Consider the following 13,227-nt stretch of genomic DNA (forward strand, 5'->3'; position numbering starts at 1 on the left):
CCGGCGCAGGAGGGGTGAGAAGACCGGGCCGGGCGGGTAGGGCCAGCGGGTGTCGTACGCGTACGCGGCCTGTTCGTCCGGTGTCCAGTCGGGATGCTGCTGGAGGAGGTGGTCGTAGTCGCGGTGCATCCGGTCGGTGATGCGATCCCGCCAATGGGCGGGGAACCCGGTGAGTGTGATCCGGGTCGGCGTGTCCGGCCGGTGGAGGTGGATGCCGCCGTGGTCGCGGCGGTAGCGAAGGCCGGGGACGCCCCTGATGCGGTCAAGGGGGTGTTCCCCGGGTTCGCCGCTGGCGCAGGGGAGGAGAAGGTCCGCCCAGCACATCACCACATACGGCGCGTCGGTCACCCGGATGGTGAGCCGGTCGCGCTCCGGGCGCAGGCGGACGATGCCGAGCGGGTGCGCGGAGAGGCCGCCGACCGCTCCGAGACCGAGGAAGACCTTCGCCTCCAGCCGCGCCTGCTCCTCATGCCGGGCCGCCGGGATGGTCAGCACGCTGTCGTCGTCGGGCAGGAGCGGGGCGAGGGCTTGGTGCAACTCGCCAGTGCTGCGGCGCCGGTCGGCGGTACGGGCCAGTGCCTTCGGTGAGCTCATGGCGATCTTTCCACGCCGGACCGGCCCCGCACGGCCGACGGCAATGGCGACGGCTCACGACAATGATGAAGCGGCTGATGAGAGTGAGCTTCTGACCGGTCCTGGGCGAAGGATCAACGGGGCTGTTTCCTTCGCGCGGCCGGGCGCTCACGGGCCCAGGGCCGACGAAACGCCTCAGCAAGGCGCTGGTCAAACCACCACGCCGCAGTATTGCCAGCGGGCCGACTGCGGCAGGGGGCAGGTGTGTCGGAGGTGCGGGCCGGGGGCTCAGGACCAGGTGACGGGCAGTTCCGTCGGTCGGGTGAACAGGTAGGTGTCCGGTTCCCAGGCGATGTCCTCGTGTTTGGCCGCCAAGGCCAGGTCCGGCAGATGTGTGAAGAGGGTTGAGAGCGCGGTCTGCAGGTACAGGCGGGCGATGTTGACGCCGAGGCAGAAGTGGGGGCCGGTACCGAAGGTGATGGCCGGGTCCTCCCGTGTGCCGCGATCGAGGCGGAATCGCTCTGGTTGTTTGTAGTGTTCCGGGTCCCAGGTCGCGGCGACCCAGGGGGTGACGACGGCGTCGCCGGCCCGGATGCGCACCCCGTGCAGTTCGGTGTCGGCCAGGGCGAGCCGGGGCATCGAGGTCATGCCGTTGTGGTGCAGTCGCAGGAGTTCGGCCACTGCGGTGGGCCACAGTCCGGGGTCGCGCAGGATGCGCGCGAGTTGGTCGCCGTGTCGCAGCAGGGTGTAGACGCCGGTGGTGACCGGGCCGGTGACGGGTTCGGCGGAGGTGACGAACAGGTACATCACCGTGGCGTGCAGATGCTCCGAGGTGATGGTCCCTTGGTGGTGGGCGCGGATCAGCGCTTCGACCGGGTCGCGCGGTTCGCGTCCGTCTTCGTAGTCGGCCCTTTTGGCTTCGATGACTTCGGCGGCGAAGTCGAGCATCCACCGGGTGGAAGTGTCGATCTTGGCGGCTGGTGTCGTGTAGTCGACCTGCGAGCGCAGCCGGGGCACGATCTTGCGGCGTTGGCGTGGTGCCACGCGCATGAGGTCGCAGGCCAGGGTCGCCGCGAGCGGGTGTGCGTAGGCGCGGTGCAGATCTGCGGGGTTGGGACCGTCGCGCAGAGCGGTCGCCAGGTCGGAGGCGGCCAGGGCGATGGCGGGTTTGAGGGCCGTCGCGGCGGCCGGGCTGAAGAACGGCTGCACTACGCGCCGTACGGTGGTGTGCTCGGGCGGGTCGAGGTTGAAGATGCCGCCGGGCACGCTGTTGAAGTCGTCTCCGGCGATGCGCTGCCCGCCGGGGCAGGTGAGGTCCCGGGAGAAGTTGCGGCTGGATCCGATCGCGGTGATGTCGGTACGGCGGGTCACCAGCCAGGCGCGGTGGCCGGAGGGGAAGGTCACCGGGGCCACCGGCCGTTCGCGGCGCAGGAGGTCGAACATCTCAGGGGGCAGGCCGTGTCCGCGGGTGGGGAAGGAGTCGGGCCAGGTCAGTTCATCGGGAATCGTCGTTGCCACGGTCGTTCCTCTCATCGGTGAGCACGGACAGGGCATGGCCGGTCCCGACGGTGAGGCCGGGGACCTGGCCGGCGGCCACCACGTCATAGAGGGGCACCCTGCGGTGGTAGACGAACAGGGCGCTGGGCCGCGCGAGCATGCCGGCCGCATCGAGCAGCAGCGGGGCCTCCGCGAAGATGTAGCGGGTGTTGCTCTCGATCTGCGCCCGTGTGGGCTCGGAGTCGAGGGAGGTGGCCAGGGCCGTCCGGGTCATCGCGTGCACCGCCTCCCGCATCGGAGTTTGCGTGCGGTACGCGGTCTCGATACGGGCCCGGCTCTTCTGGTAGCGCGGATGGGAGGCGAAACGGGTCATCACATGCACCCGGGAGTCCGTGTCGGCCATCCCGCAGTCGGCCAGGGCGCGCCGTGCGACGTTGCGCATGTTGTGAATGACACGCTTGGAGCGCTGGACCGCGTGCCGCGGCGCCTTGCCGGCGGATATGTAGCGCAGCGCCGATTCGGGGGCCCCCGGAAGGACCACGTGCACGTCGGAGAAAGACCTGGCCGCGCTTTCGCACAGGGCGGTCACGGTCTGCGTGGAGTAGAAGGAATTGAACGGTGACAGACCCAGCACCAGGGTGCCGTACCGCTCGGCCAGGCGCGGGTTGTGAAGGTCCAACCCCTCTACCCGGAACCCGCTGGGGCCTGGGGTGTCTTGTGCCGCGGTCCCCGGGGGTCCGTCTGTAGCGGTGGGGGGCGGTGAAGCTGTATGGAGTCGGCTCATGGCAGTGGCCTTACTTCTCTGATGGGTTGGGGCGGGGCGGGACGTAGAGTTTGTTCGTGGGGGAGGGGCTCAGCTCTTCGGTGTCGCTGCGGTGTCCTCAGCCGGGCGGGCACGGCGTTCGGGTACAGCCGTGGGGCCGGCGTGCGCGTCGATGATCAGCGCGTGAGGGCAGTCGAGGTAGTTTGCCCAGAACGCCTCCCCGTACCTCGCGCGACCCTCTTCGGAGACGGTCGGACGAATCCATGAGACGCGGTCGAATCCGGCCGCCTCGAGAGCTTGCTCGTGCGCTGCCGCGGACCAGCGGAAGAAGTCCAGGTCCAGCACCTCCGGCCCGACCCAGGCCCGCAGGTGCCCCGGCGTACCCTCCGCCGGTGACCGCTGCGAGCTCAGGAGCATGCCGTAGCCCCGGTACCACTGCGGGTCCGTGGAGAACTCCGGGTTGAGGACCGCGGCCACGAACCGCCCGCCCGTCGCGCGCAGCGCTCGCCGCGCCGTCGCACAGAACCCCTGCAGCGCCTCCTGGCTGGACGCGTAGGGCAGCACGTACACGGCCGTGACCACGTCGAATGAACCGGCGATGTCCGACAGGTCTCCGGCGGCGGGGTCGGCGGCGTTCGCTGCCAGGTACTCCACGCCCAGTCCCTCGCGCTCCTCGCGCCGCCGGGCGTGCTCGACCATGGCGGCCGACTCGTCCATCCCCACCGCACGGGCCGCCCCGGCACGGCGCAACCGACGGGCGTACAACCCGCTGCCACACCCGAGGTCGAGCACATTCCGCCCGACGATGTCACCGACCGCGTTCAGGAAGCTGTACGCCTCGACGTGCTCCCGGAACGGCATCTCCTTCATGCTGCTCTCGTACGCCGCCACCGCTGTGTCGAACTGGGAATCCACCGTCATCTCCTCGCTCTCGTGTGTTCGGTGTGCACGGCCGGCCCTGGAGGGTGCCCGGCGGGGCACAGGTGCGTTGTTCTTCGTGTGCTGTTCTCGTCGTGTCGCCGCGATATGGCGCGGTACGAGCCCGCAAGCGACCGGAAGCGTGAACGCGTTGAACGCTGGAGAGACGGCGAAGACCGCCAGTCCCCGAGCCGCATCGGCCGGGCCCGACATAAAGACCCACCGCAGTCGCCCCGAGTCAGCGGCCTACAGCGCTCCTCGGCGCGCCCGGCAGGGCCCGCCGCGAAGCCGGCCCGGCCGGGTCAGGGTCGACGTCATCGACCGCGTGGCGGAGCGGGTGCGAGCGGCAGCCGCAATGCTGAGGGCACAGGTGCGGCCGGCCGTCGACGTGGCCTTGACCGCCGCCAGCATGCGGTCCGGACGGCGTACCGCCCCGGCCGGGCGGGGAGAGGTGTTACGGGGCACGGGTGCAGGCGAGGATCAGGCTGCCGCAGCCGGCCGCGACCGTACGCAGGGCGTCCCGCTCGGTCTGGTCGACGGCAAGGTCCCAGCGGGGTTTCGTCGTGACCCGCTCCCGCGCTCGCCGACCGCCTCGCGGAAGTCAGCGGCAGCTTGAGGGGAACGCCAGGGCGGATCGGGGGCGCGCCCCCGATCCGCCGGTGGGCAAAGCCGAGTTGGCGGTCATCCTCGGCGGGGTGCCGCACGCGCTGGCGCAGAGCGGCGGCGACCTGTACGGCGTCATCGTGAACGTGGCGGTCAACGCCTGGATGGCCGGGCACCTTCACGGGGAGGACGGCTGCCCCGGCGAGTGCGGACCGGCGGGACACGACTGGGGGTCCGCATGCGGATCATCACCGAGCTGCAGCCGGACATCCGGAAGTGGCTCGACCGTGGCGTGTGGACCGACGCGGTCAACGAGGTTGGGTTCACCGTGCCCCGCCGCTGAGGCGGTGTGAGCCCGGGCTACCCGGTGCTGGGGAAGTGGTCGAGGTCTGTGATCGGGCCTCGGGTTTCATGAGGGGCCGGACGGTGTGGCGGATCCAGCCGTCGCCCAGGTCCAGGGCCCGGTCGTACGGGTCGTTTACGGTGAAGGGCCGGCCGCTCCGGCCGCGGCCTTCACGCCCGCCCGTACGACTTCCGGCGAGAACCGGGGCAGTCGTACGGGCGGGCGTACCGTACGACACGGGAAGGAGACCGCCTTGGATCCCCCGGCCCCGTTCGCGCTTGTCGGCGGATCAGGAGCAGCCGGAGGCGATCTCCTGGAAGTTGTCGTAGTGGTCGCCGGTGTACCAGACGGTGTGGGTGTCGGGGTCGCGGACGAGGCGTTCCGCGTCGCGGTGGGTGCCGGGTGTGCGGGGGTTGACGTCGTACTCGCGGTAGTGGCCTTCCAGGGGAAGGTCACCGGAGCGGTTGCCGTAGACGTTGCTGCCCCGGATCACGAACCGGGTGTTCACCACCGTGTAGTCCGTGGGGCGCTTGGCCTGCGGCCAAGCGAGCTCCTTCCAGATCCCGCAGGCTTCCTTCACCTGCCCCGGGAACGCCTCCACGGGCAGCGGCGGGTTGATGACGTCAGCGGCCCGGACAGTCGGAGCCTTGGCGGGTGTTCCCGCCGTCGCGGACGAGGCCGCCGGGACAACCAGGGCGGTCAACAGCAGAGCGAGGACCGCCGCACAGCGCGGCTTACGGATGAGATTCATGCCCGGTCAACCAGGTGCCGGCCCCATTGGTCACGCATCGTCACCCCAAGATGTCGGCCGGCAGCGATTACCGCCCGCGCGGCGTCAAGAAGGTGGGGGGCGAGGACGGGTGCGTCCGTGTGGCGGGGCCCGTTCACCGCAGAAACAGCCTATTTGCCCTTGGCGAGCTGGTCGACGCGCGCGACGGACGAGTCGAGTAGTGCGCCGGTCTTGGCCAGTGTGAGGCTCTGGCATAGTTCGAGCACGGCCTGTTGCCGTATGGCCTTGGTCTGGGCGAGGGGTGCTGCGATCGCCTTGGTGAGGGTGTCCTGCAGATCGCGGGCGGCTTTCTCCCGGGCAACAGGGTCGGCGATCGCCTCGATGACGGCGGCAGTGTTGATCAGATCGGTCGGCATCGCGGTCATGGTGCGATCTCTCACGGCGCGTCGGGAACAATCCAGCTCCACGTACACGCCTACACCTTTGATCTTTGCCGGATCTGCCAGATCGCGCAGCAGACCGACGAGGCAATCGATCAACCCCGTTCACGTGAGCGGCTGTCCTGTCGCTCAACACGCCAAGAGGCAAGCGCGAAGAGCCCGGTTCGATCACGACCGCGCACTCGGACTGTTCTCCGGATGACGTCCGCACCCCTTGGGTAAATCGAGGCATGCCAATCCACCACAGGGGCAGCGCCCTTGGTCCCGACCGTCCTGTCCTTCTTCCCTCTAGCGTCGTCTGGAGCGCCGACGCCCAACTGGCGGGTGAGGTCCTGGGGACCGTGGGGTCGGCTGCCGCGGCCAATCTGGATGACACCCTCTACCTGCTGCCGACCCTGACCTGGCAGATCGTCGCCGAACTGGTCACCGACTACGCCACCACCGATCACCGCCCCGAGCACCTGCGCGCACTGTCCCTGCCCGTCTACGCCCTGGACGCGGCGTGGTCCTGCCACGCCGCACTCGTCCGGGCTGCCGAGACCGACGATGAGAGCGCGCGGTTGGCGAGCCTGCTGTCGTACTACCTCGACGGCGCCCACAGCATCGATCTGCGCACTCCGATCCAGGCTCTGGAGAGAGTCCTCGCCGTGCTCAGTCTCGACCTGCCCGCCGCGCGCCGGCTGATGTCCCACCTCGTGCTGAACGGAGAAGCCGGCCCGGATCACGGGCCGCGCTCGACGAAGTCCTCAAGGCCTGGCGCGGGGCCGGAGTCGCCTGCTGACAGGCATGGCCTCCTCCCCTTTCAGGCCGGGGAGGAGGCCACTCCTGCATCACCGGGGAGGGCCGGGACGCGCACGCTACGCCCCCAACCACAACCGCGTTGGGCGACACGAAAATGTCAGTGGGGTTGGCGACACCTCGTGTCTCAGAGCTGACCTCGTCGCAGTTGTGCATACGTCCGCTCGCCGTGCGCGTCCGTTATGTCGAGGGTGATGCTCTCCCACCCCTCGACGGGTTCTTCCGGGACTACTCCCAGCTGGTACTCGGACTCCGCCAGCAGCTGCGCGGTCACCCGAACGCCGGTGAGGCGCTCCGCAAGCGCCATGACCGCCGCCTTCGTGTCGACGCTCGGATCCGTGTCCCCTGAGGGGTTGAGGCCGACCGCCCCCATCATGGCGTTCAGTTCATCGGGGGTGCTGCCAGACCGGTCGGCGGGCCATTCGAAGGTGGTCCGCAGCTCGCCATCCTCATACCAGTGGAAGAAGTCCATGGGCTTCCCCCCGTTGCTCGAATGGGAGACAGCACGCGTCCCGGCGGACAATGCCTCCATGAGGCGCGGGCGCGTGCCCAGATCGCCTCCAAACTCCAGGGCGAGCGTCCACTCGCCGCCCTCGCCCGGCACGGTGAACGCTCCCGTAAGGAAGGCATCGGGCCACTCCTCGAACTCGTCGAGAAACTCCTGCTGCTCGACGATGAGATCGCCGAGCCCCTCGCACTCCTCATCGCGCGGCTCGGCCCCCACGATCCGGAACAACTCCGAAGGCGAGATCCCACGCACCAGCGTCAGGGTGTACCCGACCTCCAGCCCGTAGGCGAACGGCGAGGCCGGAGAACGTATCCAGCCGTAATCGGCTGCGGTGGCGGAAGTCATACAGCGCATCCTGCCAGCGCCCTCTGACACCAGGGTGTCTCGGCTGACACGAGGCTTTTGTTGTCCGCTGTGGAAGTGTCGCGGGCTTCGCCATGACCAAGTGTCAGCAGTTGGCGGCGGCCAGAGGGCTGGTCGTCGTCCTCCGGATGCACCGCGTGTCCAAGGGGGAGCGGACGGACGGCCCGGCCCCGAACGATCGGCGCCGGGCGTGGTGGGGGTGGGTCAGCCGCGGTAGCCGACCGGGCCCTCGCCGGGGAACTGCGCGGTGCCCTGGAAGCTGTTTCCCTCATCGAAGAAGGTGACGCTGCCATTGCCGGCGTCGCTGTTCCAGGTGACCGTGGCGCCGTTGTTGCTGACGGCGGTCTCCCAGGCGTCGGCGGTGGCGGCTCCCGTGCCGGCGAGGGACAGGAGGGCGGCCGACGCGGCGACGGCGAGCAGGCGGGTACATGTACGCATGGGGACTCCAGGGTGTGGGGGTGGGGGGATCGTCTCGGGCCATTCGGCCGCCTGCCCGGACCGTGCCGACCCGCGACACGAGCAACGACGGGGCGAGCCATCCGATCGGACGGCCCTCGGCCCGTTCGACCCCGACCCCAGCTACCGCCCACCGATCGCGGCCGTCAGCCAAAGCACCCCCGCTGACAAACCTCGCGGAACCGCTGACACCGACTGGCAAAGCCCGCAGACACTTTCGTGGCGGACGACAACCCGCGTCAGCCCTCTTGTACGTACGGACGCAGTACTCGGCCCTCCCTGCCGCCGGCGCAGCCGTGCGCCTGTCGGTTGCCACGAGAACGTCAGTGGGTCTGCCACGGATATGTCAGTGGGCTTTCACCAACCGCGGCGGAACCGAGTGGTACGCGGACCATGCTCTCTCTTGGGGCGCCGATCTCACCGCGCCTGGTGTTGGTGATGAAGCCGAGGCGTCGGTAGAACGCGTGCAGCCGGACCAGGTCCCCGCCGAAGGTGTCGCTTGGGCTAGAGCGTCATCGGTACACCGTGTAGGTCGGCTGCGGCGGTGATGTGCTCCATGACGTGGGTGCCGAGCCCGTTCCCTCGCTCGCTCTCCGGGAGGAGGATCGAGAAGAGCACGAGATACGGGCCGTGGTCGATTCCCAGTGCAAGGCGCACGCCCGGGTAGTTGGTCCGTATCTCCTCGGCCAGGGCCTCGGCCCATGACTCCTGCGCTTGGTCCGTCACGTGGTGCTGCTTTCGCGTGGGGCGGTCGATGGGACTTGATGCGGCGGGTCAGGCGGGGCCGCCGTCCTCGGGCAGGACAATGATGCGGGGCCGTTGGGCGCGGTCAGGCCCAGCAGGCGGAGCTCGTCGGTGTTCCGAACGAAGATGACGATGCCCTTGAGCCGGCTCCAGTTGACGAACGCGGGCCGGGGGTGAAGCACCGCGTAGGGACGGTCGAGGACGTACAGGGGTGTGCCCGGAGCCCATCGGCGGTTACCGTCGGTGTGCCGCAGTTGGGCGGTCACGGCGCTTGCGCTCCAGCCAGCGCGCCTTGCTCTCTTCCCGCAGGACGTTCGCGCGGTGAAGCCAGCGGGCGAAGTCGGCTGCGGCGTCGATGTACTGCGGCGCGGTCCACGCACCGGCCCAGACGTGATCACCGTCGTGGAAGCTGTAGCCGCCGGAGTAGAGGACGGGTAATCGGAAGGGGACCGCGCGTCCGGCGAGCACCCACTGGACGAAGGACCGCAGATCGGAACCGGCCTGGCGCCAGTGGCCGTGACCGGCCGGGCACTCCCGCCGGTCGTTGCAGCTCTCGACCTCGAACCGTACGAGTCCACCGGCGACCGTCCACCTCGCCTCGTCCTCGGTCGGCGGCCGGACGTGGATGGAGGGCACGGCGCCGACCCAGGGCCGGAGCCGGGTGGCGACCCAGCACACCCGTACGCCGTCCTTCGCGAACCGTGCGGTGCGCTCCGTGATCTCCTCCGGGGGTGGATGGCCGCCCAGATCTTGCGCACCACGCGTCAGCGCAAACGGCTTACCCACCATCAGACCGAAGCACCTGACATCACCAGCCTCCCGCAGGACGTGCATAGACTCGCGCAGAACAAGCCCCATCTGCGCTACATCGTTGAGAATATCGTCACGTTGGCGCTCACCCTGGAAGCACGTCCATGGGCGCTCGGCTTCAGCGACATGTGCCTGCTAACCAGCGATACCCCGATCGCCATATGGAACCGCCCCGACGACGAAGACCAGCTGCGCGCTGCCGCACTGAGCGACATCATGCTTTCGCTGGACCCTCACCGCCTTCTGTTCCTGCCCGGCCCGGCTACCCGGGGCGCCGACCGGCTGAAGCACATGGACCACTTGATGCACGCGGAGGGCGCCATCGGCTTCGCGCTTGTGGAGGTGGCGTACGACGTGGCTGACCAGTTCGTGATCCACCACCCGGAGCACGATCCCTGGAAGCATTGGGAGCCGAACAGCCCGGGCCAGCCCAAGCCGTGGGACGGGCAGACCCACTCTGCTCCTCAGTACGCCTTGGAATACCCCGTATTTCCGCCCAGTCAGAACATCGAACGTCGCCGGACCGTGGAGCACCCACCGCCTCGCTCCCCAACCATTTTTCACCCCTGACCGGGACAAGGGCTGTCCGGCAGACCAGGGCGACTGGGCCCCGGAGGCGGGAATAGGCGTTAAGCCGTTCCGGCTCTGTCCGACGCCCCGGCTAGGCTCTCCACGTGCCTGACAGAAGACCGCCTGGAACTCTGGGAATTGACCTGCGTAGCGCAGGCAGCCGCCCGTGCGGTCTCTGTGGTGACGTTCGCAAAATGACCAAGGCACACGTGCCGCCCCAGGCCGCCGGCAACAAGGATCGGGTAGTCAGCGCGAACGTACGCTTGGCGAACCGAGCCTTGGGCCACGGGCGAGCCGCACAGGGCGGCATGTGGTTCTACAGCCTGTGCGGCGACTGCAACAGCATGGCCGGCGCCCACTACGACGCCGCCTACGCGGACTTCAGCAACGCCGTGCTGGCGCGCGTGAACCTGCGACAGCGTCTCCACCTGCCTCCTCTGCGTCTGGCGCCGGCCCGCGTGGCCCGGTCCATCCTCATCGGCATGTTCGCCACCAGTCCGCATCTGCGGGTGATGTTCCGCGGGCTTGCCGAGGACCTTCGCAGCCGACGAGACCGCATCACGATGCCAGACGGAGCCAGTCTGCGCCTGGCCATATGCCTGGACCGGCGGACCCGCTTGGCGGGAATGTACAACGCTGTCCGGGCCAGTCGGCACACGCAGCACTACGACGTTTTCTCGGAGGTCTACTTCCGCCCCCTGGCCTGGGCCCTCACGCCCGGCGGCCGGGGGCCGGGGGCCGGGGGAGCATGCCGGTCAATCGGTGGTGGAAAGGCAAGGCTGGGCTGTCGTCGACGACTGGCTGCAATACGGCGAGGACAGAACGGCAGCCCATCTCCATTCGCTGTGCCGAGCGCCGCTTCCCGCCGTGCTCCATCCGATGAACGGGTACGACCGGGATACGTGGATGGAGTTCATGAGCGACAAGGTCACCGCGATCCTCGAAGGCCGAATCCCGTCCTGACCCAACAGCCTGCCTAGCCCTGCCTCGTCAGCTGGCCCCCGCGGCCGTCATCCGGCGCCGGACGACTGCCCGCCAAGCGCCGCTACAACGGGCCGCGACCACCGCCTGGGGAAGGTCCTGCGGGTGCGGGCGATCTCCCGTCTCGGCGTCGACGTGCGTGTCGGGATCAGCACCGTCCATCACCGTCGCAGCCACCGCCTCCGCACAGATCACCGCACCCGGGGCCGGGGCCGGGGCTGTGCGCTGGAGATTGGCCTTGTTCCTCCCCTGCAAGGAGCGGCTCTTCGCCGCTCGCGCGGAGAGCACATCTGCCGGCGTTCCTGGGTGTGCCGGTTCAGCTTCGCCGTGCCGCGTCCGCTTTCCGCACCATTTTCGCCGCGTGGTCGGCCGAGTCGGCCAAGTTCCGGAGTACGCGGGAGACCCGGCTGAGGACTCCACACCGTGGTCGGCGAGGGTGTCCTGCTTGGTGCTGGTGCGGAAGGTGGTGCTCTGGGCCACGGTCGGCTCCTAGGGAAAGAGGTGCTGGGTGTGCTGCGCCCACTGTGCCGCTGGGGTCTGAGATGTCGGGCGGAAACATGAAATCCCTTACCCGAACCGGGCAGGGGCTCTGGCATCAGGTGACGCGGCGAGGGCGGTCAGCGGTGGCCAATGGATTACGCCTCATGCTTCCTGCGGCACGAGAAGTGCTCGGGCAGCCCTTCGGGTCCTGGAAGGCTTGCGGGTTGACCGCAGCCGAAGCGGCAGAGCGGGATCGCGTGACCGGACGCGTCGACCGGAACCCTGGCGGCCTCGGTTTCCCGGGAGCGGGACTCAAGGACGATTGCGCGGCTGGCTTCCCTGGAGGGGGTTCGCCTGGCGCACGGGGCAGTTCCATCGCCCGGACCTGGAGCCGATGTTGTCGACCGGGCGGCTGCACGCTTGGGTGTATCGGTATCACGGCTACCTCGTCGAGGCCCCCAGCGACGCAGCCGAGTGAGAGATCTGGGGAGGGCAGATTCAACGGCCCGCGAGGCATCTTGGGGACCAGTTGGGGACCACACGATGTGCGCAGTAACGCACGACAGAGCTTCCCAGGCACACCATGCGCCCAGATTAAGTCTGTTATCTGCGGATAATCCAGGTGACTCACACTCCTGGGGGTCAAGGGGTCGCAGGTTCAAATCCTGTCGTCCCGACCAGCGTTTACGCAGGTCGCAGGCGGTATCGGAGAAATCCGGTACCGCCTTTCCGTCGTTCTTGGGGACCAGTTGGGGACCAGTCGGCCTGGCGGTGGCGTCCATCCGAGCCTCGTAAGGCGGGTCGGCCGAGCCGAAGAGCCACGTCTGACCTGCTGTTTCGTTCACATATGGCGGAGATCGGGCGAACTCGACGGGGCGCGAGCAGTCAGCCCGCGGGGGTGTTGAAGTTGACGATGCCGTCCACCATGAGAGCGACCGCGCCGGCCAACGGGCTGGGCGTTCCTGTGGCCGCGACGTCGGGCAGCTTGTGCGCCTCACTTTCGGTGACGGCCACTATGCCCCAGAACGCATTGAAGCCCGAGGGATCCGCCGGCTTGTCGGTGGCCGCCCCCACGGTCAGGACGCCTCCCACCTCGGCCACGGCCAGCGCGCCCATCTGCCGCAGCGTGTCGTGGTCCCGTTCCTCCGCGGCCACCACACACCAGCCCGCCACCTCCACCTGGCGCAGGGCGTCAAGGAGCTTGCCCGGCGTGTCCGATCCCGTGACAACGATGTCGGGCAGCACGAGAGCCACCGGCCCCCGCGTCATCGGCAGGGCGGAACGGATCGCCCCGTCGAGACCGGGTCCGAACGACTCGTTCTGGTAGACGAAGACCATCTGGAAGGTGTCGGCATAGCGGGCGAGATAACTCACCGTCTCCAGTTTGTGTGTTCCGAACACGATGACCAGGCGCACATTGAGTCCGCTCTTGGCGAGTTCGACGACGCCTTCCAGGCTGCGGTCCAGCACGGTGACCCCAGGAGCGAGACAGTGCAACTCCTTCGGGTAGGGCGCCCCGAAACGTGTTCCGTACCCGGCACAGGGCAGGATGACCGAAACATCAGGTACGGGTGTGGACGAACTCTGCATCGCAGCACTCCGGTTGTGTGGACGATGGGGGATCTTGCACACCTCGCCGAGCACAGACTG

At 68.7% G+C, this 13,227-nt stretch carries 14 protein-coding genes; 4 read left to right on the forward strand and 10 right to left on the reverse strand.

Annotation, left to right across the window (positions count from 1 at the left end; all coding sequences use genetic code 11):
• Positions 1 to 93 precede the first annotated feature (93 nt).
• On the forward strand, positions 94 to 588 hold the full coding sequence (locus ACIO1C_RS00900) for a hypothetical protein (protein ID WP_401856939.1): 495 nt from the start codon (positions 94 to 96) through the stop codon (positions 586 to 588).
• Between the two features lie 273 nt (positions 589 to 861).
• On the opposite strand, the gene ACIO1C_RS00905 is transcribed toward ACIO1C_RS00900, so the two are convergent.
• The 5 genes from ACIO1C_RS00905 to ACIO1C_RS00925 all read right to left on the reverse strand — a co-directional run bounded on the left by ACIO1C_RS00905 (position 862) and on the right by ACIO1C_RS00925 (position 5,843).
• Entirely contained in the window at positions 862 to 2,091 is a 1,230-nt protein-coding gene (locus ACIO1C_RS00905; protein ID WP_401856941.1) for a cytochrome P450, read from the reverse strand.
• A complete protein-coding gene (locus tag ACIO1C_RS00910; protein WP_401856943.1) occupies positions 2,069 to 2,854 on the reverse strand; it encodes a tRNA-dependent cyclodipeptide synthase in 786 nt (261 codons plus the stop codon). The genes ACIO1C_RS00905 and ACIO1C_RS00910 overlap by 23 nt, the downstream gene beginning before the upstream one ends.
• A 69-nt stretch (positions 2,855 to 2,923) precedes the next feature.
• Positions 2,924 to 3,964, reverse strand: coding sequence for a class I SAM-dependent methyltransferase (locus ACIO1C_RS00915; RefSeq protein ID WP_401856945.1), 1,041 nt, complete (start codon positions 3,962 to 3,964; stop codon positions 2,924 to 2,926).
• A 1,022-nt stretch (positions 3,965 to 4,986) separates the two neighbouring features.
• Positions 4,987 to 5,448, reverse strand: a complete 462-nt coding sequence (locus ACIO1C_RS00920; protein ID WP_401856947.1) for a ribonuclease domain-containing protein — start codon at positions 5,446 to 5,448, stop codon at positions 4,987 to 4,989.
• Positions 5,449 to 5,597: 149 nt separating this feature from the next.
• On the reverse strand, positions 5,598 to 5,843 hold the full coding sequence (locus ACIO1C_RS00925; protein ID WP_401856949.1) for a hypothetical protein: 246 nt from the start codon (positions 5,841 to 5,843) through the stop codon (positions 5,598 to 5,600).
• Positions 5,844 to 6,208: 365 nt separating this feature from the next.
• On the opposite strand from ACIO1C_RS00925, the gene ACIO1C_RS00930 reads away from it, so the two are divergent.
• The gene (locus tag ACIO1C_RS00930) at positions 6,209 to 6,802 is read left to right on the forward strand and encodes a hypothetical protein (RefSeq protein WP_401856950.1); all 594 of its coding nucleotides are present in this window, start codon (positions 6,209 to 6,211) and stop codon (positions 6,800 to 6,802) included.
• Here the strand turns inward: ACIO1C_RS00930 and ACIO1C_RS00935 are convergent.
• The 4 genes from ACIO1C_RS00935 to ACIO1C_RS00950 form a co-directional block, all read right to left on the reverse strand.
• Positions 6,793 to 7,518 (reverse strand): DUF6461 domain-containing protein, encoded by a 726-nt coding sequence (locus ACIO1C_RS00935; RefSeq protein WP_401856952.1) that lies wholly within the window; start codon positions 7,516 to 7,518, stop codon positions 6,793 to 6,795. The genes ACIO1C_RS00930 and ACIO1C_RS00935 overlap by 10 nt on opposite strands.
• Before the next feature lie 222 nt (positions 7,519 to 7,740).
• Positions 7,741 to 7,974 (reverse strand): hypothetical protein, encoded by a 234-nt coding sequence (locus ACIO1C_RS00940; RefSeq protein ID WP_401856953.1) that lies wholly within the window; start codon positions 7,972 to 7,974, stop codon positions 7,741 to 7,743.
• Positions 7,975 to 8,496: 522 nt separating this feature from the next.
• Complete coding sequence (locus tag ACIO1C_RS00945; protein WP_401856955.1) at positions 8,497 to 8,718, reverse strand: hypothetical protein; 222 nt, start codon at positions 8,716 to 8,718, stop codon at positions 8,497 to 8,499.
• A gap of 252 nt (positions 8,719 to 8,970) precedes the next feature.
• Positions 8,971 to 9,414 carry a hypothetical protein gene (locus tag ACIO1C_RS00950; RefSeq protein ID WP_401856957.1) on the reverse strand — a complete coding sequence of 148 codons (444 nt, stop codon included), beginning with the start codon at positions 9,412 to 9,414 and terminating at the stop codon, positions 8,971 to 8,973.
• A 57-nt stretch (positions 9,415 to 9,471) separates the two neighbouring features.
• On the opposite strand from ACIO1C_RS00950, the gene ACIO1C_RS00955 reads away from it, so the two are divergent.
• Together ACIO1C_RS00955 and ACIO1C_RS00960 are read left to right on the forward strand one after the other, a co-directional pair.
• On the forward strand, positions 9,472 to 10,116 hold the full coding sequence (locus ACIO1C_RS00955) for a hypothetical protein (RefSeq protein WP_401856958.1): 645 nt from the start codon (positions 9,472 to 9,474) through the stop codon (positions 10,114 to 10,116).
• 762 nt (positions 10,117 to 10,878) lie between these two features.
• Positions 10,879 to 11,079, forward strand: coding sequence for a hypothetical protein (locus tag ACIO1C_RS00960; RefSeq protein WP_401856960.1), 201 nt, complete (start codon positions 10,879 to 10,881; stop codon positions 11,077 to 11,079).
• Between the two features lie 1,383 nt (positions 11,080 to 12,462).
• Here ACIO1C_RS00960 and ACIO1C_RS00965 read toward each other — a convergent pair.
• Positions 12,463 to 13,047 (reverse strand): hypothetical protein, encoded by a 585-nt coding sequence (locus tag ACIO1C_RS00965; RefSeq protein WP_401856962.1) that lies wholly within the window; start codon positions 13,045 to 13,047, stop codon positions 12,463 to 12,465.
• Positions 13,048 to 13,227 lie beyond the last annotated feature (180 nt).

It is taken from the genome of Streptomyces sp. NPDC087420 (assembly GCF_044744165.1).
Lineage (GTDB): Bacteria > Actinomycetota > Actinomycetes > Streptomycetales > Streptomycetaceae > Streptomyces.

Bases quoted from the DNA above. Each gene is read 5' to 3' on its own strand.
- ACIO1C_RS00900 (WP_401856939.1), top strand. From the start codon at position 94: ATGCTGCTGGAGGAGGTGGTCGTAGTCGCGGTGCATCCGGTCGGTGAT.
- ACIO1C_RS00910 (WP_401856943.1), bottom strand. From the start codon at position 2,854: ATGAGCCGACTCCATACAGCTTCACCGCCCCCCACCGCTACAGACGGA.
- ACIO1C_RS00915 (WP_401856945.1), bottom strand. From the start codon at position 3,964: ATGTCGGGCCCGGCCGATGCGGCTCGGGGACTGGCGGTCTTCGCCGTC.
- ACIO1C_RS00920 (WP_401856947.1), bottom strand. From the start codon at position 5,448: ATGAATCTCATCCGTAAGCCGCGCTGTGCGGCGGTCCTCGCTCTGCTG.
- ACIO1C_RS00925 (WP_401856949.1), bottom strand. From the start codon at position 5,843: ATGCCGACCGATCTGATCAACACTGCCGCCGTCATCGAGGCGATCGCC.
- ACIO1C_RS00935 (WP_401856952.1), bottom strand. From the start codon at position 7,518: ATGACTTCCGCCACCGCAGCCGATTACGGCTGGATACGTTCTCCGGCC.
- ACIO1C_RS00940 (WP_401856953.1), bottom strand. From the start codon at position 7,974: ATGCGTACATGTACCCGCCTGCTCGCCGTCGCCGCGTCGGCCGCCCTC.
- ACIO1C_RS00955 (WP_401856958.1), top strand. From the start codon at position 9,472: ATGGCCGCCCAGATCTTGCGCACCACGCGTCAGCGCAAACGGCTTACC.